We start from the raw sequence: 18,060 nt of genomic DNA, 5'->3' as shown, positions 1-18,060 counted from the left end.
CGGCGCGCCGGCGCGTGTGAGCCAGCTGACGTTTAAGAACCGGCTAAGCGTCCGGCCCAACATTGCGACTGTGCCCCCACCCTTCGAGGAACTTTCATGACCACCCGCCCGATGATCTCCACCCGCCTTGTGCTCGCCCTGGCCGCCGCTGGCGTGCTCGGCGGCGCAGGTGCGACGCTCGTGTCCAACAGCCAAGCCCGTGCGGCTGCACCGGCGACCAACGCTGCAGGCGCGGCCTTGGCGACAAATCCGGCAAGCCCAGGGACCGCCTTGCCGGACTTCGCGCAGATCGCCAAGGCCCATGGGGCGGCTGTCGTGAACATCGGCGTCAGTGGCATCACGCAAGTGGCCGCCGGCGCTGACGAAGGTAATGACAGCGCCGAGGGCCCTGCAGCCCAACGCCATGGCATGCCCGGCATGGATCCGCGCGACCCGTTCTCCGAGTTCTTCAGGCGCTTTCAAAGCCCCCAGGGCCCAGGCCAGGAGGTGCCCGGCCAGCGCGAGATGCCCACACGGGGCCAGGGCTCGGGCTTTATCGTCAGCGGGGACGGTGTGATCCTGACCAACGCCCACGTCGTGCGGGGCGCCCGGGAGGTGATCGTCAAGCTCACCGACCGCCGCGAGTTCGCTGCCCGGGTGCTGGGCTCGGACCCTAAAACGGACATCGCGGTGCTGAAGATTGACGCGACGAACCTGCCCACCGTGCCGCTGGGCAGCGCCCGCGACCTGCAAGTGGGCGAATGGGTGCTGGCCATCGGTTCGCCGTTCGGCTTTGAGAACAGCGTCACAGCGGGCGTGGTCAGTGCCAAAGGCCGCTCGCTGCCCGACGACAGCTTCGTGCCCTTCATCCAAACCGACGTGGCCGTCAACCCGGGCAATTCGGGCGGGCCTCTGTTCAACGCGCGCGGTCAGGTGGTCGGCATCAACTCGCAGATCTTCAGCCGCACAGGCGGCTACCAGGGCCTGTCGTTCGCGATCCCAATCGATCTGGCCAGCAAGATCAAGGACCAGATCGTCGCCACCGGCAAGGCCAGCCATGCGCGGCTGGGGGTCGCGGTGCAAGAGGTGAACCAGACGCTGGCTGATTCCTTCAAGCTAGACAAGCCCGAGGGCGCACTGGTGTCTGGTGTCGATGCCGGTGGCCCGGCCGACCAGGCCGGCTTGAAGGCCGGCGACGTGATTCGCAAGGTGAACGGGCAGGCCATCGTGTCGTCTGGCGACCTACCCGCACTCATCGGACAGGCCTTGCCCGGTGACAAGGTTGCACTCGAGGTGTGGCGACAGGGCCGCCGCGAAGACGTGAACGCCAAGCTCGGCGATGCTGGTGACAAGAAGCCACAGTTCACGAGGGCCGAGGACGGCCGGGGCAATGGCAAACTCGGCCTTGCATTGCGACCCTTGCAGCCGCAAGAAAGGCGCGATGCAGGAATTGAAGCGGGCCTGCTGGTCGAGGATGCTGTTGGATCGGCCGCACTTGCAGGCGTGCAGCCTGGCGATGTGCTGGTGGCGGTCAACGGCACGCCAGTGGCCAGTGTCGAGCAGGTGCGCGCGGCCGTGGGCAGGTCGAGCAGATCGGTGGCCCTGCTGATTCAGCGCGAAGGCATCACGATCTTCGTACCGGTGCGCGTGGGCTGATCGAGGCTTCGCGCATCGGAGCCAGAGCGTCATGGACACAGACGGCCCCTCGCCTTCCCCAGCACCTGCCAACCGGGATGGACAGCCGGTGGGTGCAGGCGGCGGACTATCGGCCCACATCCTGCCGACCTCGGCCACGATGATCGGCGTGTGTCTGACGGCGCTCTACATCAGCCTGCTCAGCCCCGTGGGCGCGCAGCGGATGGTGATCGACAAGCTGCTGGCCGTGGACACGCTGGTGTTCCTGCTCAGCGCGACGCTGTCTTTCATGTCGATGCGGGCGCGACGTCGGGGCGCTGCATACGAGTCTGCTGCCGAAGCCATCTTCCTCGCCGGATTGGGGCTGTTGTCACTCGGGGCGGTGGTGCTGGCGTTCGTGGTCAGCTGATCGCTGGTAAGCGTGGCTTCATCACCCTCTTGACATGCCAGGCGCTCCTAGGAAGTTCAAGATCCAGGGTGACGCCCTGGCATGCTTCAGCCTATGAGCATTCGCGGCAACTTGAAGACGTGGGCTAAACGCATCAAGCGCGATGGCGTGACGCTGTGGTTCGCTGGTAAGAACCCCTTGACGCCTTGGTATGCGAAGGCGTTGGGGGTGTTCGTGGTGGCGTACGCGCTAAGCCCCATCGACCTGATTCCGGACTTCATCCCAGTGCTGGGATATGTTGACGATGTCCTGCTGCTGCCCGGCCTCATCTGGCTAACCATCAAGCTCTTGCCGCCTGAGGTCCTCGCAGAATGCCGCGTGCAAGCGGACGAATGGATGCGGACGCAGGGGTCGAAGCCCACAAGTCGGGCCGGGGCAGTCCTCATCGTCTTGCTGTGGCTGGCTGCTAGCGTAGCGATATGGTTTTGGCTGCAGCCACGCCTGTAGGCGTCCCCGGCTTCTCACCTGCCCTGTGGCTCAACAGCGCACGCAGGCACGCCGTATGAGCCGTGCGGCTTGGGCGGCAACCCGCTGGACTTCAGGCCGCGCGTGGGAGCGCTTGCTGCGCCGCGATCGACCACGGCTGCAGCTCGTCGATCCGGTTCACCGGATGGTCGGCGACCCGCTCCAGCACCTCGCGCAGATAGGCCTCGGGATCGAGCCCGTTGAGCTTGGCCGTCTCGATGAGGCAGTACATCGACGCCGCGCGCTCACCGCCGGCGTTCGAGCCCATGAACAGTTAGTTGCCGCGACCGAGCGCCAAACCTCGCAGTGCGCGCTCGACCGCGAGTTGTCGATTTCGATGCGTCCGTCGTCCACGTAGCGCGTCAACGCCTTCCAGCGCGCGAGGCTGTAGCGGGCGGCCTTGGCCAACTCCGACGGCGCCGACGCTTGAGCAGGTTCTGCGCCAGAGGCCTCGACAGCGTGATGTTCACGGCGCCACTTGAACACCAGGTTGGCGTTGATGCCGTGAACCATCGCGATGCTGGAGACTGAAGCACCGGGCAGCAGGCACTGCCGGACCAACTCGCGTTTTAGTTCGGGGCTGTGGTCGCGCTTGCGGCGCCTGGAGGGTGTGTCTTGATCGGCCATGGTGTGCGTTAGCGATGCCTGATGCACACCATCTCGGGTGCGCCGGATCAGCCGATCTTGCGCACGACGCCACCGCCACGCCAGAGGGCCGTGAGGCCACGCTTACGATCGCCGCGGCGCGACCGGGTTGATGATGGAGGGGTAAGCATGGCAAAGCGCCACGCTTGGCTGTTCTTTACGGTGCCTATCAGGCGCCGCGCAGTCGCCGCGTTGCGTACAGCCAGAGCGCCGCCCAGCCGGCACCGAACGTCCACCCAGCGATCACGTCACTGGCCCAGTGAACACCCAGCGCCACGCGGCTGAAACCGACCAGGCCGGTGCACAGCACGGCAATGCCGATCACATAGGCCCGCGCTGGCCGACACGATTGCGCCTGGGCGAGCAGCGCGCCTACGGTAAGAAAGAAGATGGCGGACATGCCCGCGTGCGCGCTGGGAAAGCTCAACCCATCCTGCACGAAGGCGGCAAGGGCCGGGTCAGGGCGTGCCCTGCCGAAGCTGTGCTTCAAGGCGCTCACGGCCAGCTCGCCCGTTCCCATCGAGACAACCACCAGGACCGCCCGCGCGGCATGGCCGCTGACCCAGAGGTAACCCGCCGTCGCCAGGGTAGCCAGTGTCAGCACGACCCCACTGCCGACGCCGCTCAGGTCGCGCATGACGATCTCGACTTTCGGGCTCGATGCGCGCCACTGCTGCGCCAGCTGAAGGCAAACAGCATCGAGCCTGGCAGTCTCAGATTCCATCACTTCGCTGGCCATGCCCGTGAAGGCAACCATCAGCAGCAGTCCGATGCCCAGCCACAGCCAGGACCGATGAAACGAGCCGCTCACAGAGCGGGCCTCTTCTTCTGACCTCATTGATTGCAGCATCGATAGGCCAAGCCGACGCTGGCGGACGATCCCAGCCCATGCTTGGTCAACGGGCTCGCAGCGGCGTCCTGGAGCAGCTTCGATGCCCCAATGTTGGCAAAAGCTATCCACCGCGGGGTGACCGCCGTCATCACGGCGACGCCAAGGTGCACATCGCGCGCGCCAGCACCGGCCGAGAAGGCTGCGCGGTCAGGTCGCACCGCCCTGTCCGGCACGCCGAAATAGGTGTTCATGTACGTGGCGTTGCCGAACGACACGCCGATACCGCTGGACAGCTCGGTGCGTTCGCCCAGGCGGATCCGATGGCCAAGATCGAGGCTGGCCACGGCGCCCCCATGCCGCCCGATCAGGTCCTGTGATACGGACCCGCTGAGGTTCCATTGTTCGCCCAATCGGTACGAAGCGTAGAAGCGGCCCCGCAGCGTTCGCTTGACGTCGGGCATGCCTTCCAAGTCCACCGAGTCGGACGACGAGCGGCCGCTGTCGAAGCGCAGTGCGGCTCCCACGCGCCAGGTCTTGCCGCTGATCAGCTCAGCGCTCGCGCCGGGCCCGGCGGGATCGGAGGCAAAGCCCAGCACGCTACTCGCGCGGGAGGTGCTGACGCGCCAGCGACCGTACTGGTAGGCCCACAAGGGCCTGAGCTTGGTTTGGCGGCGGCCAGACCCTGGGTATTGCGGCGCGACCGTGAGCGAAGCGCCAAGAACGTACCGCGAGGTCGTGACCGGCGACTCGGGGTCATCGGCGGCAGTCGCGACAGTAGAGATCGCGAAGAAAGCGGCGAGAAGCGCACAGCCGGGAAGACGGGAGACGGGCATAGCGCCAGGATGTGGGAGGCCGGCTTAAACCGGCCTTAAGCCAATCCCGATCAGACGCGTGCCGAGCTACTTACCGCTGACGCAGCGCTGCTGCGCACCTCATGCTCGATCAGTCTTGCCTTGGCGACGGGGTCGTCCGGCGCTGCCGTGACAGCGATATGGAAGCTGCCGCCATCTTGTCGCACCTGAACGCCAGACGCGGCATAGGCATCGAACCAAAGCAACGCTACGCGCGCTGCGCCAGGCCCGCGTCCTACTACAGGCAATGACAGACAGCCGCGAACTCGCCCAGGCCATACGGCACTTGGCCGCAGGGGCGCTGCGACGCTACCCAGTCCACGCCGAGATTGATACCCAACGTCAAGCCCAGAGTGCCGCTGATGCTGAGCTGGCGCAGCAGCGCCCGCATCAGCCAGCGGATGTTGAACCCGGCCGCGCACAGCACCGCGTGCAGCGCGTCCCCGTCGCTGCCCTCGAGCCAGTAGCGCTGCATGCCGTGGTCCTGCTTGGTGTGGCCGATTAGTGGCTCGATGGCTTGGCGCCGCCTGAGCCAGCGCTTGTGCTCCTGGCTCAGCGACTTGTACTTGCCCCGGTGGATCAGCTCGACGGGCGCGATGTCCTTGTCCACACCGCGATAGCCCAGATCGACCACCGGGACCTTGGGCGACACGCCGATGTCCTGCAGGAACGCGCCCGTCTGCTCCAGTTGGGCACTGCGCGTGTGCCCGTCGAACGGGTTGCCAGGGAACGACCTGGCACCCACCATCAGCCCACTCTTGTGCGTCACCGCCAGGCTGACCTTGACTCCGAACTCGTAGGGCTTCCTGGCCGACACGCGACGGATCGAATCGGGAACCGCACTTCGGAAGATTTCAGAGACGCTTGCCTAGTTCCCATCCCAGCGGCGGCGCCATCCCGCACGCGCCGATTTAGCCAACTGGGGGACGTCAACGCTTTTTCAGCAGCGAGCGTCTGCGACGTCGATCGCCAGGCGGCGACTTGACCTGTTTCATCGAGTCGCGCCACATGTCTGTCAATGCCTGAATGGTCTCGCTCGTGTAGCCGCACCACTCCGCTTTTACACGAAACAATGACTCAGCATTGACTGGATCTGGTGGCCGCAAGCGAACTGGAAATGCTTGCGCGGCGGCCCCCAAAGCACGCGGCTTCCCCTCGTATGCGCCTTCAAGAATGATGGTCATGGAACAAAACCGACGGCGGAGAAACTCGGCGAATCTGTCTGCCAGTACTTTCGAACCAAAGGCCACTGGGAGCAAGTGCAATTGGCCGAGGAGCAGTTCGTATCCCCTGCGATAGGCGATCGAGTCTTGGTACAGCTCCGCCTCTCGCAGCAGCCCCACGGTTGCCATCAACCCGTTGAAGGTGCACAGATCCGCGACAACCTCCAACTCAGTCCGCAGAAAGCCGGCTGACCTCAACACACGGCCGTTGGGAAACACGTCGATCATGAGAAGACATCGAACATCGATGGGCAGCTCCACCATCAACCAATGGATCTCGGCGAGCGAAAGCTCCGCGTACCCTGCCAGGCGCCATAAGGGCCACTGATAGCTCGCGGCGGCATGTGGGTAGCACTCCGCCAATCGGCTCAGGAGGAGCCCCGCAGTTCTCGGCAGATTTTTTCCAGCGCTCAGACGATTCCACGCGCCCGAGCTGCGAGGCTGGGCCCGGGTGGCTGGGAACAGCTGGTTGAGCTCCGCAAGCTTGGGGCTGACACCTTCGTGTTCGCCTTGGTATGCGAGGGACGTGAGGGTCCACAGAACCGGTCCTCGCACAGGATCGACGTCAGGGTCCCACCGTTGCGTTCGATGCGCTGACTTCACGCCCACAACGCCTGCGCCTTCTTCCTAAAGACGAGCATCGCTGCCTCTCGACCGGATGTTCGAGACCCGGTCAAGGCCCAAGTTTAGTTTGCAAAGTTGCAGCTTGCCAGTCTGGGTAGCCGCCGCTCCACTTCGCACTCTCCCGTGCATCCACATGCAAACAAGCGCATCAATCCAACCGCCCGATCTGCGGCCGTTGCTCACAGCGCCCGAGGTGGCCGCCGTACTGGCGATCTCCTTGCGCAAGCTCGAGCAACTCATCGCCGCCCACGATGCTCCGGCGCACTTTCGCGTCGGTCGTCTACGCCGCTGGCGCGCGACGGACGTGCAAGCCTGGATCGATGCCCGCACCGAACCGCAACCGTAGAAAGGAGGAGTCGAAGCACCGGCGACGCTGAGCCGCCGGATTTGCTGACTGATCGGGAGGCAACACGCACCCGAGCACACCCCAGCCGCGACATCGCGGTCGAGGACCCGTCGCCAGCAATCAACCGTGTCGAAGCCACTAAAAGGCAATGGCATCGCGACGATTCCAACGTGGCGATGCCATCTCGTACCCTGTCAATCACACCGACAGAGTCACTCTAGACAAGTTTCCGCACCGGGTCAACAACCTGGAGTGTGGATGGTCGCGCCTTTTCGCCGCTCCGATGCAGGTGACTGCATCTGGGTGCATTCCGCCCTGGATGCGGCGGATCCTTGTTGTCAAAACGAGGAAAGGCAAGACCATGAAATCGAAGTTACATCAACTCGCTGCCGCTGCACACCGCGGCGTGCACACCACTCAGCGGGAGGCGCCATGAGCACGCCCTCCCCAAACGGCTCCGGCGCACGCCTGGGCACACAGCTGCGCGGCAAGCTGGCCGCGGGCTACAAGAAGCGCGGCAAGACCAAGGGCGACCTGGTTCTGCATCACTCTTTCAAGTGCCGCGCCGACGTCCCGCTGGCCGCCGAGATGCAGTTGCTGCATTTCCTGCACGCCGAATCGGACCCTGACGTCGAATCAGTCGTGTATGAGCCATCCGCCGAGGTCACTCGCTTGGCAGGATCGGCCAACGCGAAGCTCGTGCATGCGGCCGTGACGTTGAAGGACGGAACCCGTGTCTGGCGCAGGCTCATCCAGCAACTGCCCGATACCGTCGAGCGGGTCGAGGAACTCGTCGCCATGGTTGGCAAGGGTGCGCTCGCCGAGATCGCACGCGTTGAGACCATCGATCGGGATCTACTGACCGCCAACCCAGTCAGGCTGCGCAACGCGCTGCGCGCGACCAGTTGGATCGCGGCAGCAAAGCACTGGCCGTTGATCGACCACAAGTTGCAGATCCTGAAGGTTGTGCGCGCGCGCACCAGCACCTTTGAAGAAGTCATCAATCTTGGCGAAGGAGCGCAGCGCGCGCTGTTCGGCGCGGCGGTGTTGGAACTGGCCTTCGCCGGTTCGCTCGGACATGACCTTTTCGAGCTGCCGCTCACCGCGGTCAGCGTGTTCCATCCGACCATGAAGGAGGCCTGAGATGGCGCAACGAGTCCTTCCCACAGCGCACCCGCCCGAGCCGGTGACGAAGAGAAAAGTCCTCTGGACCTTCAAGACCATGACTGACCGGCAACGCGACTGCGAGAACTGGCCGACAGCGGTCAAGCCCGACGCGGCCCAGATCAAGACGAGCTACCCCTTCCTGTCAGATGAGGAGGCCGAAGAGCACGCCCTGCTGATCGGCGAGCGCTTTGACCGCCTCGCCAAGGCCATACGCGCATACCTGACCAACGGCAGGCTCAAGCCGGCGCTCGTTATCGCTGAATGTGGCCGCGAATCGTTCTATGAACAGCTCAACCGGTGCCTTACGAAGAGTCAGCACAGCGACACCATCGTCGGATGGGCAGGCTTGATCTATCACCTGCGACTCACCCCGACTCAGGGAAAGTTCAGGAAGTGGCTGGATGGCAACCCGTCTTGGAAACTGATCTTGCACCGCTTGATTGAGTGCGGTGGCGGCACGAAGAAAGTCAAACTAAGGAAGCCCACCGTCGAGACGGTCTCGCGGGCGTTCATCAAGGCATTCAAGACAGGAGAGCTAGCCGGGGAGAGCATCAAGCCTGTCCCGATCCCGCTTGGCACGTATCCGCACACCGGCGGGTCCAACGCCCGCGGCCCGGTTCGGCGTTACATCGCTGACTACATCGCCACCCATCTTGAGACGACCGAGGTCTGGTTCGGCTCTACCGCCGACGCGAAGAAGGGACTGGGGACGGGGAAGATGTCCTTCCTGCTCTCGCACGCGCCGTTCGACGTTATCGGCGGCGACTGCCATACGGTCGATGCGATTGGCTACATCATCTTGGAAGGGCCGGTCGGCCCGATGAAAGTGCCGGTCAAACGCATGCAGGTTTTCATAGACGCCTGCCACACCTCCCGCGCGGCCACCGGGTGGGCCGTCTGTATCGGCGCACAGATCGAAGCCCGCCATGTTGAGCTGGCCCATCTCATGGCATCGAGGCCCTGGAAGCCGAAAAAGCTCACCGTAGAAGGTCTCAGGTATGCGGAGGGGGCTGGCTTCCCGTGCGGCTGCGTTGAAGGGTTGGAAGATGGCATCCAGCCCGCGATGAAGCGACTGGACAACGCCGTGCAGCACTGGGCTGCGCTAATCCGGGAGGACTTGCGCGCAGCGATCGGCTGCGCCATCGCCTACGGCGCGGTCGGCAGTTGGTGGCGGAACTCGATTTCCGAGCGGCTGTTCGGTACGTTGGAACGCTTCGGCTTTCAGCGGCTGCCCAGTTCCATGGGAACCGGACCGCAGGACGTTCACCGCGCGGACGATCCAACGCTGGAGGCGAAGGGCGTCGGCATCGAGTGGAACGAGCTCATCGAGGTACTGGACGTCCTATTGGCAAACTACAACGCCACCCCGCACTCCGCGTTGGGAAACCTCTCGCCGCTGGACTACATCCGCCAGTCGCTGAACGGACGCCGTCCGCGGTGGATCCCAAGGAGCGCGCCGCCGCCAACGGCGCTCTCACCGCGGCTCGGATGGACCGTCATGCGAAACAAGACGATTCGCGGATCTGTCTCAAAACGGACCACTCCCTACATCGAGGTCGGCGAGGAACGGTACACGGGAGACCTGCTCAAGGGCAGGTACGACCTGATCGGACGTGACGCCACGGTTCATGTTCCGGAGGACATGCGGACCGTAGAGGCGTTCCTGTCTAGCGGCGAGTCGCTGGGCACCCTCAACGTCCTGCACAAGGGCTGGTCGAACGTCGCTCATTCGCTGCAAGACCGCCAGGCATTCAATCAGTTGGTGCGTGATGGCCAGCAGGTCGACCGGGACGATCCCATCGGCACTTTGGCGGCGCACTTCGAGAAGAAGGCAGTACGGAAGGCGACGCAGTCCGGTACGGACCACATCTCGGCTGAGGCGTCCGAGCTGGCCGACCACATCCACCGCCACGGCGTCGCGCCGAAGGCGCCGAAGCCCGCCAGCCCGGCAGCCAATGCCGAGCGGTTTGAAGACCTCCGCCGCGCACGCGGCATTGGTCTGCCTGAGGGGTGGTAATCAAATGGAGCTGAACATGCAAGTCAATTTCACTGAAGATTCAGATGGCGATTGCAGCCATCCCAGTTCCCAGGCCGATGAATCCAGGAGTCGGGAGTCTCTGAGGAACGCTGCGCTGCTTCCGGGGCTAGAAAGGCAGGCCCTCTTGCAGGGTCACCCGCTTCACGCCGTCATCATCGAAATCAAGACGCCACCGGTTAGAGAGGCGCTGCTTGCCATTCAGGAAGCCATCAAATTCCGCCGGCCGGGACTCGCATTCGCTGCGGACTGTCGCCATGGCAAGACCACGATGGTGACGATGGTCTCAAGGGCCATGGGCACGATGTTCCCTAATGTGCCTTACCAAGTCATTACGGCAGCCAAGCATGACAAGTGCACTGAGAAGGCGCTTTGGACTGATGTGCTCTTGGGCTTCAATATCGAAGCTGCGGGGACGGCCGTGGATCGCAAGAATGCCGCGCGCGGCGGAATTCTCGCAGCTTGCCGCGAGGTGAAAGGGGACACTTTTGCGCTTTATATCGATGAGGGTCAAAACTGGGGTGACCCCGAGTTCAATTTCTTACGCGACTTCACGAATGAGTTGCGGGAGTACCACAAGAAAACCGTCATCACTATCCCGGTCGGCGACTTGAAACTCCAAACGGTCGCCGATGCGATTCGAGTCTCGGACAAGGGCCTGTGGTCGCGTTTTCTCCGAGGAGTTCGCGTGTTCTCCGGCATCTCCTCGCAGAAGGAACTTCGTGCAGTTATGGGGGAGTACGACAGCGTCGACAGCTGTGAGTATCCGGCCGGGTCTGGCGTCTGCTACTCGCAGTTCTTCCTGCCGCATGCCCATGCGGCGGGCTGGCGACTGGCGCACGAAGCGCCGCGGCTGTGGAGCGAGCTACAAGCCGTGGCCAAGAAGCATGTCAAGCCTCTGAAAGACGTGGGCATGCAGTGGATCGCGGATTCCATCCTGGCGTTCTTGACCGTCCAGATGGTTGAGGACGAACCCGGCTACCGGCCCGACCGCGACTTCTGGAAGAGCGCTCTGGACAGCAGTCAGTTCGAAACCACGTTCCTGTGAGCTGACATGCCGATACCCGCCCTTGGCAACCTCGCCTGGCACGAGAGCTGGGCGGGTTTCGGAGAAGGGTCGTTCACTCTGTTGGCGAAGTTGCGTGCACTCAACAGCCTAGGGATGAAAAGCTTTGGCGTGCAGTTTGGGTGGTCGCGCTACGTCAGTTTTTTGATTGACGCGAGGACCACGCCAACCCCAGTTTCGCAACGAATCAATGCTGCCAGCGTGCAAGCCCAGTTGGGACCGATCTTTGCGGATGCTGCCGCTCGCGAACACCTGCGGTTTTGCCGAAGCTGCCTCCGGTCGGGCTATCACGCAGCTTCTTTCCAACTGGACATCTTCGAGTGCTGCCTCATTCATCACGAACCGCTTTTGCACCACTGCAATGGGTGTAATAGCTCTACACCAGCCTATGCGTTCGTCACGCCGGGCGGCTTCCCTTCCTTCACTTGCTCCCACTGCTCTTTGTCACTCGCAGGTGGCAAGAATCTGGATAAATACCCTGGCGCTTGGTCAGAGCCTGAGTCTCTCGACGAAGTCCGATCTTTTCACGCTTGGGCTGCTTCGGTGCAATCACGCGTCAAGCTTCCGCGGAGACATTCCTGGATTACCTGTGAGCCCGAATCAGCGAGTGTGTGGCGGGCAACTCTCGTCTCCGTTCTTTCTCACATCGAACCATGCCCTCAAAGGCTGAGCTTCCGCCACGCCGAGGTCGAGCTCTTCCCCTCGATTGAGGTTAGAACAAGCGGGGCCCCGAGAAACCAATCTTATGTGTCCGTCGTATCGTCGACGCTCCCGAAAGATTGGCAAGAATCTGACTTTTTTTGGAAGGGCTGGGCTGAAGGAGCCAACCGCCTTCGAGTTCCGGTGGAGCTCGATGTCAGCGTCGAGCGACATGCAACATATATCTGGCGTTCTCAATTCGAGTCGTATGGCCAGATCGTATGGACAGCGACTCTCGAAGCTGCTGAAGTTGGTCAAATAGATGAGTTCTTCAGTCGCTTCGCCTCGGCCTTTCTCACGCCGGGTAGTAAGTTCGCGTCCGAGGGCTATTTCCAACTTGCCCACGTGATATGGCTCGCAGCGTTCAAGGTCGCCAGCGCGTGGCGTGCTCATCTCGAGGACAGCATCAAGAGAAGGCAGAGTCCCCCATTGAACGCTGCGTGGCTGTCCCGTCTGGGTCGATGGGATTTGCAAACCGCGTCACCCATCGGTGTGGCGCAGATCATTACTCCATCAGGTGAACAAGCCGTTCGTCTGTTCCTACGCTAACGCAGCAGCACGTCGAAGATGGGACCACGACTTTCGGATGTTCAGCGAGCTGAAGCATTGGAGGTTTGCTGCGCTTGTGACACCTGGGCCTTCTGCGTATCCGTCGGCGCGATCACCTTCGGAACCACGGCGACACTGGCCGCCGAGACCGGAGCATTTGGCTTGACAGCTGAAGCCGCCGACGACGCCGCGGATGCTCCGGAAGTCGGACCTGCGAGGGCGGGGGCGACGGTCGCTCCGGTCACACTCGCCCAGTCCAACGGTGTCAGCCGCGCATAAGCCCAGTGCGCCATGACCAAGCCGAGAACCGCCACGATGCTGATCACGCACACGTCCCGCAAGCGATTTGAGGGCGTCCTCCAACGAGCACTGAAGGGCACGGCCAGCGCCTCGACGACAGCGGGAGCACCTCGTCACAGATGGCGCTGGCCACGCGTGTCGTGCCTCTGTCTTTGTTTGCTGATTCCAGCAGTTCAGTAAGGATTCATGATTTCGTGGCGATAGATCGCCCTCACCTGCTTCCGATCCTCGTGGCCGATCCGAACGCCTCCCAACGAGACGCAAAACTTGTGCAGCAGCAGCCGGTCCACGCTCGGCGGGATAGCGCCATTGGCTAAGCGAAAGGGGCTTGGCGGGCTTCCGCCTCCAAGTGTTGAATCAACCTTCCTGGATCACAGAGATGTAGGTCAGCCCGCATCTTGCTCCGCTAATCACTCACCAGCGCAATGACCTGCGAGAGCAGATAGCCCGCATTTCCCTCCCAGAAAAAGATAAGCCCCCTGTGAAGGGGGCAGATGCCGACCGCCTCCTGGATAGACAGGCGGCGTCGCCGGGGCGTTAAAGGTCTGCACCGCGTCAGGTCAGGGAATGAGCAGTCCGTCTCCGAAGGCACCAGGCGGCGGTCGGGGTGAGAGCGTAGAACTTGCGATAAAGCGAAATTTCGCTGACACTTATGACATGGAGACGGAATACAAAACACCAGGGCAGCTGATTGAAGCCCAGCTTGAGCAGAGGGGCTGGTCGCAGCGGTTCCTTTCGACGGTGCTCGGTATGAGCGAGTCCACGCTGAACAAGCTCATCACGGGCAAACAGGCCGTCACCGCGGAAATAGCGATCGCGCTGGAGGAAGTTTTTGAGGTTCCGGCTGATCAATTCCTGGCGCTTCAGAAAGATTTTGACTTGGCCAGGGCCCGGTTGGTTACGCGACCAGATCCGGCGCGTGCAATGCGGGCGCAGCTGTTCGGCGGGCTTCCAGTTCCCGAGATGATCAAGCGTGGGTGGTTGGATGGCGCCGATGTTCGAAACGTGCTCAGCATCGAGATCGCCCTGACCAAGTTCTTCGGCGTGGGCTCGCTCAACGAAATCGAGGTCCTGCCTCATGCCGCTAAAAAGACCGACGTCGTCAGCGAGACCACGGCCGCTCAGCTGGCATGGCTCTACCGCGTCAGGCAGATTGCGGCTGAGATGATCGTTGCCCCCTTCTCCCCATTTGGCGTTCGGCGGGCTTTGGGACAGCTCAAGCAGTTGATCTTGTCAGTTGAGGAGACGCGCAAAGTGCCGCGTGTCCTGGCCGAAGCCGGCATCCGCTTCGTGATCGTCGAGTCGCTTCCTGGCGCCAAGATCGACGGCGTTTGCTTCTGGCTGGACGACGCGTCGCCCGTTATCGGCATGTCGCTTCGGCACGACCGGATCGACAACTTCTGGTTCGTTCTCCGGCATGAGTTGGAACACGTAATCCAAGGTCATGGCAAGGGCCAAATCAGCATCGACGCCGGACTTGAGGGCGAGAAGGCGGGCTTGGGTGAAGGTGTACCTGAGGAGGAGCGCGTGGCAAACGCCGCTGCTGCAGAGTTCTGCGTGCCGAAAAAATCGATGGACGCCTTCGTCGCTCGCAAGGCCCCTGTTTTTGCTGAACGTGATATTCGCAGCTTGGCCTCTGCTCTCCAGATCCACCCCGGACTGGTGGCAGGACAACTGCAGCATAGGACGGGTCGCTACGACAGGTTCCGTGATCACTTGGTGAAAGTTCGTGCGGTAGTTGCGCCGGGGGCTGCCGTCGACGGTTGGGGCGACGTTGCTCCGGTTGGTCCTTGAAGGGAATCAAATTGCAAACGAAAGCTCAACAACGCCAGGCGATCATCCGGCGCTATTGCGAAGAGACGGGTAAGCAGTCTTGGGACATGCACGAGGTGGCCGAATACGCCATCAAGCTCGGGATGAAGCCGCCGACGCCCAAGACACCTGTGGCCTTGTTGGCCGAACTCTTCTCGCAATCCGCTCGCGAGGAGACGGGCAAGGATGAGGTCACGGGCAGACCCTACAGGGTCAATTTCGCCGTCACCGAGCGCAGTGGCACGGAACAGATGACGCTGTGGCATACGCTGGACAACGCACCTAGATATATTGCCCACAAGGGGTTGATGCAACGGCGTGAACAGATGGTTGGCGACGCCCTCTCGCTGTCGGACGACGCGATGCGGTGGAACCGTCTGCACCCGCACGATGAGCAGATTCAGATACCGTTGGATCTGGAATTCGACGTGATGCTGCGGCGGCACGCCCCGCCTGATGACGAAGAAATGGCCGCCTGAGGTTTGTTCAGCGCGTCTTCCAGGGGTTGAAGCTCTTGATGTGGCCGTTCTGCGTTGGCGCCCCTGGCTCCATGAGGATCTGCTTCATGCCGCGCCGCTGAGACCAGCCCAGCAAGGCGCGGCTGGTGAACTCTGGTCCGTTGTCGGTGCGATGCAGCCTGCGGGTAGCCCCGGACCGCGCCGCCTGGTCCAGCAGCCGCGTGACGCACTCGCCACCGATGCCGAAGTCCACCGCGATGTCCACGCACTTGTGGCTCAACTCGTCTGCCAGCCACCCCGTTCAGTTCATCGGGTCAGGGGGGCGTAAAGCGGATAGTACGTGGGGTTTAGGGGGGCAAAAACAAACAATGTGCGATCAGGGGGCGCTGATCCGGACATCGCGAGTTCGTTTTCCCTCCCTCTGGATTTGGCCTTAAGCTATACAAATCAATGGGTTGGGTCGATTCTTCAGGGGGTGAAGTCGTACAACCCGACTTTCCATGCCGGCAATGCATAGGGAAAACCCTGGTGTTTATCGGTGGAAACCCTATGATCGCTGTGCATCAACAAGAAAGGGAAACAAATGGAACTGCTCATCATCACCTTGGTACTCGCAACGCTCGCACTCGTCGGCCAACTCGGCGACGTTCTCGGCGGCGGCCAGTACGGCAACAAGCGCAACTGAGGCGCTGCCAAAACTGCAGGCAAAACTGGCCTGCGAGTTGTCGAGGGCTGCGTTTGCAGCCCTTTTGCTTTCATGCACGCGTTCCCTGGTGGTCGACATATATGGTCTTCATATAGGCGACAGCTAAAAATAGATATTTCGGAACTAGCAGCCAGCTCTAAGCTTTGACCGTCCCTGTAGCAGTCATGGCCCATGCGAATCACCAAGCTGACGACCTACCGCCTCGCGCCGCGGTGGATGTTCCTGAAGATCGACACCGACGCCGGCATCAGCGGCTGGGGTGAGCCCGTCATCGAAGGCAAGGCACGCAGCGTCGAAGCCGCGGTGCACGAGTTCGAGCACTACCTGATCGGGCAGGACCCGTCGCGCATCAACGACCTCTGGCAGGTCATGTACCGCGGCGGCTTCTACCGCGGCGGCGCCATCCTGATGAGCGCCATTGCCGGCATCGACCAGGCGCTATGGGACATCAAGGGCAAGGTGCTCGGCGCGCCGGTGCACGAGCTGCTCGGTGGCCTGGTGCGCGACAAGATGAAGGTGTATTCCTGGGTCGGCGGCGATCGGCCGGCCGATGTCATCCGCGACATCAAGCGGCTGCGTGAAGGGGGCTTCGACACCTTCAAGATGAATGGATCCGAGGAGATGGGCCTCATCGACAGCGCCCGCAAGGTGGACGAGGCCGTCGCCCGCATCGCCGAGATCCGCGAAGCGTTTGGCCACGACATCGAATTCGGCATCGACTTCCACGGTCGCATCGGCGCGCCGATGGCCAAGGTCATGCTGAAGGCGCTGGAACCCTACCGGCCGCTGTTCGTTGAAGAACCCGTGCTGGCCGAGCAGGACGAAACCTATGCCCGCCTCGCGCAGCACACGGCCATTCCCCTGGCGGCCGGCGAGCGGATGTATTCGCGCTTCGAGTTCAAGCGCGTTTTCCAGGCCGGTGGCCTGTCCATCGTGCAGCCGGACCTGTCGCATGCGGGTGGCATCACCGAGTGCCACAAGATCGCCGCGATGGCGGAGGCGTACGACGTGGCCTTTGCCCCGCACTGCCCGCTCGGCCCCATTGCGCTGGCGGCCTGCCTGCACGTCGACTTCGTCTCGCACAACGCGGTCCTGCAGGAGCAGAGCATGGGCATCCACTACAACCAGGGTGGCGAGCTGCTTGACTACGTGCTGAACAAGGAAGACTTCCACGTCGAGAACGGCTTCATGCTGCCGCTGACCAAGCCGGGGCTGGGCGTGGTGGTCGATGAAGAGAAAGTCATCGAAGCCAGCAAGAGGGCACCCGACTGGCGCAACCCGCTGTGGCGGCACGCGGACGGCAGCGTCGCCGAATGGTGATGAGCGACGCCCGCCTGATTGCGCTGGACTGGGGCAGCACGCGGCTGCGCGCCTTCCTGCTGGGCGCCGATGGTGCCGTGCTGGCCACGTCCCAGTCCGAACAGGGCGCCTCGACGCTGTCCGGCGCTGACGCTTTCGCACAAGCCTTGACGACGGTGGTCCGGGGGTGGCCGGCGCTGCCGGCGCTGCCGATGCTGGCCTGCGGCATGGTCGGCAGCCAGCATGGCTGGTGCGAGGCGCCCTATGCGCCCTGCCCGGCCGGCGCCGATGCGCTGGCCCGCCAGGCGCTGCAGGTCAGCGCCAAGTTCTGGATCCTGCCGGGCCTGATGCACGATGGCGCCCAGCCCGATGTCATGCGCGGCGAGGAGACGCAGATCATCGGCGCTCTCGCCTTGCATCCCGTGCTGGCCGAGCAGGCCTGCCTGGTGCTGCCTGGGACGCACTCCAAATGGGCGCGCGTCGCCGCGGGGCGTGTGACGGGTTTTGCCACCCACATGACCGGTGAGCTTTATGCGCTGCTGCGTCAGCATTCGGTGTTGTCTCGACTGATGCCGGGCGGTGCCTCCGCGCCCTCGCCCGAGAGCTTCCTGGCCGGTGTCGATGCGGCGCGCAAGGATGGCGGCCTTAGCCATCACCTGTTCGCCGTGCGCACGCTCGGCCTCTTCAAGCGCTTGGCCGCAGAGCAATTGCCCGACTACCTGTCGGGCTTGTTGATCGGCCACGAAATTGCCCACGAGCTGAGCGCGGCATTGCCTGAGCGCCTCGCCCTCGTCGGCGACCCGGCGTTGTGTGAGCGCTATGCGTTGGCGCTCAATCGCTTCGGCCTCGCTGCGCCGCTGCAACTCGACAACACCGCACCCGCCGGCCTGTGGCGGCTGGCGCAAACCATGGGGCTTTGAC

16 protein-coding genes and 3 pseudogenes are annotated in these 18,060 nt (G+C 62.9%); 12 read left to right on the top strand and 7 right to left on the bottom strand.

The window, feature by feature from the left end:
• The first annotated feature begins 96 nt into the window (after nt 1–96).
• The 3 genes from ACT6S0_RS03275 to ACT6S0_RS03265 all read left to right on the top strand — a co-directional run bounded on the left by ACT6S0_RS03275 (nt 97) and on the right by ACT6S0_RS03265 (nt 2,509).
• Nucleotides 97–1,635 (top strand): Do family serine endopeptidase, encoded by a 1,539-nt coding sequence (locus ACT6S0_RS03275; RefSeq protein ID WP_444762484.1) that lies wholly within the window; start codon nt 97–99, stop codon nt 1,633–1,635.
• A gap of 31 nt (nt 1,636–1,666) precedes the next feature.
• Nucleotides 1,667–2,023: a hypothetical protein gene (locus tag ACT6S0_RS03270; RefSeq protein WP_444762483.1), complete on the top strand. Its 357-nt coding sequence runs from the start codon at nt 1,667–1,669 to the stop codon at nt 2,021–2,023.
• Nucleotides 2,024–2,116: 93 nt separating this feature from the next.
• Nucleotides 2,117–2,509 carry a YkvA family protein gene (locus ACT6S0_RS03265; RefSeq protein WP_444762482.1) on the top strand — a complete coding sequence of 131 codons (393 nt, stop codon included), beginning with the start codon at nt 2,117–2,119 and terminating at the stop codon, nt 2,507–2,509.
• A gap of 91 nt (nt 2,510–2,600) precedes the next feature.
• Here ACT6S0_RS03265 and ACT6S0_RS03260 read toward each other — a convergent pair.
• The 6 genes and pseudogenes from ACT6S0_RS03260 to ACT6S0_RS03235 all read right to left on the bottom strand — a co-directional run.
• Nucleotides 2,601–2,941 (bottom strand): annotated as a pseudogene (locus ACT6S0_RS03260) (transposase domain-containing protein); the annotation flags it as partial.
• 51 nt (nt 2,942–2,992) lie between these two features.
• A pseudogene (locus ACT6S0_RS03255) lies at nt 2,993–3,154 on the bottom strand (transposase); the annotation flags it as partial.
• Nucleotides 3,155–3,341: 187 nt separating this feature from the next.
• A complete protein-coding gene (locus ACT6S0_RS03250; RefSeq protein ID WP_444762481.1) occupies nt 3,342–3,983 on the bottom strand; it encodes a phosphatase PAP2 family protein in 642 nt (213 codons plus the stop codon).
• A gap of 23 nt (nt 3,984–4,006) precedes the next feature.
• On the bottom strand, nt 4,007–4,837 hold the full coding sequence (locus ACT6S0_RS03245) for a MipA/OmpV family protein (RefSeq protein ID WP_444762480.1): 831 nt from the start codon (nt 4,835–4,837) through the stop codon (nt 4,007–4,009).
• Nucleotides 4,838–5,228: 391 nt separating this feature from the next.
• Nucleotides 5,229–5,687: pseudogene (locus ACT6S0_RS03240) on the bottom strand (transposase); the annotation flags it as partial.
• A 97-nt stretch (nt 5,688–5,784) separates the two neighbouring features.
• Nucleotides 5,785–6,306, bottom strand: a complete 522-nt coding sequence (locus ACT6S0_RS03235; protein WP_444762479.1) for a hypothetical protein — start codon at nt 6,304–6,306, stop codon at nt 5,785–5,787.
• Nucleotides 6,307–6,736: 430 nt separating this feature from the next.
• Between ACT6S0_RS03235 and ACT6S0_RS03230 the strand changes: the two genes are divergently transcribed.
• From ACT6S0_RS03230 to ACT6S0_RS03200, 7 genes are all read left to right on the top strand, one after another.
• Nucleotides 6,737–7,048, top strand: coding sequence for a helix-turn-helix transcriptional regulator (locus tag ACT6S0_RS03230; RefSeq protein WP_444762478.1), 312 nt, complete (start codon nt 6,737–6,739; stop codon nt 7,046–7,048).
• A gap of 432 nt (nt 7,049–7,480) precedes the next feature.
• Complete coding sequence (locus tag ACT6S0_RS03225; protein ID WP_444762477.1) at nt 7,481–8,191, top strand: hypothetical protein; 711 nt, start codon at nt 7,481–7,483, stop codon at nt 8,189–8,191.
• A 1-nt stretch (nt 8,192) separates the two neighbouring features.
• Nucleotides 8,193–10,232: a hypothetical protein gene (locus ACT6S0_RS03220; RefSeq protein WP_444762476.1), complete on the top strand. Its 2,040-nt coding sequence runs from the start codon at nt 8,193–8,195 to the stop codon at nt 10,230–10,232.
• A 16-nt stretch (nt 10,233–10,248) separates the two neighbouring features.
• Nucleotides 10,249–11,298, top strand: a complete 1,050-nt coding sequence (locus tag ACT6S0_RS03215; protein WP_444762475.1) for a hypothetical protein — start codon at nt 10,249–10,251, stop codon at nt 11,296–11,298.
• Between the two features lie 861 nt (nt 11,299–12,159).
• Complete coding sequence (locus ACT6S0_RS03210; protein WP_444762474.1) at nt 12,160–12,564, top strand: hypothetical protein; 405 nt, start codon at nt 12,160–12,162, stop codon at nt 12,562–12,564.
• A gap of 957 nt (nt 12,565–13,521) precedes the next feature.
• Nucleotides 13,522–14,658 (top strand): HigA family addiction module antitoxin, encoded by a 1,137-nt coding sequence (locus tag ACT6S0_RS03205; protein ID WP_444762473.1) that lies wholly within the window; start codon nt 13,522–13,524, stop codon nt 14,656–14,658.
• An 11-nt stretch (nt 14,659–14,669) separates the two neighbouring features.
• Nucleotides 14,670–15,155 (top strand): hypothetical protein, encoded by a 486-nt coding sequence (locus tag ACT6S0_RS03200; protein ID WP_444762472.1) that lies wholly within the window; start codon nt 14,670–14,672, stop codon nt 15,153–15,155.
• A 7-nt stretch (nt 15,156–15,162) separates the two neighbouring features.
• Here the strand turns inward: ACT6S0_RS03200 and ACT6S0_RS03195 are convergent, their stop codons facing one another.
• Nucleotides 15,163–15,414 (bottom strand): DDE-type integrase/transposase/recombinase, encoded by a 252-nt coding sequence (locus tag ACT6S0_RS03195; protein WP_444762471.1) that lies wholly within the window; start codon nt 15,412–15,414, stop codon nt 15,163–15,165.
• Nucleotides 15,415–16,011: 597 nt separating this feature from the next.
• On the opposite strand from ACT6S0_RS03195, the gene dgoD reads away from it, so the two are divergent.
• Both dgoD and ACT6S0_RS03185 read left to right on the top strand, forming a co-directional pair.
• Nucleotides 16,012–17,160, top strand: a complete 1,149-nt coding sequence (gene dgoD / locus ACT6S0_RS03190; RefSeq protein WP_444762470.1) for a galactonate dehydratase — start codon at nt 16,012–16,014, stop codon at nt 17,158–17,160.
• Nucleotides 17,160–18,059, top strand: a complete 900-nt coding sequence (locus ACT6S0_RS03185; RefSeq protein ID WP_444762469.1) for a 2-dehydro-3-deoxygalactonokinase — start codon at nt 17,160–17,162, stop codon at nt 18,057–18,059. Before dgoD ends, ACT6S0_RS03185 begins: the two co-directional genes overlap by 1 nt.
• The last annotated feature ends 1 nt before the right edge of the window (nt 18,060 follow it).

Source organism: Roseateles sp. (assembly GCF_052436255.1).
GTDB lineage: Bacteria > Pseudomonadota > Gammaproteobacteria > Burkholderiales > Burkholderiaceae_C > Pelomonas.
Note: the sequence above shows the minus strand (reverse complement) of the source record. Positions and strands in the feature narration are given on the sequence as shown.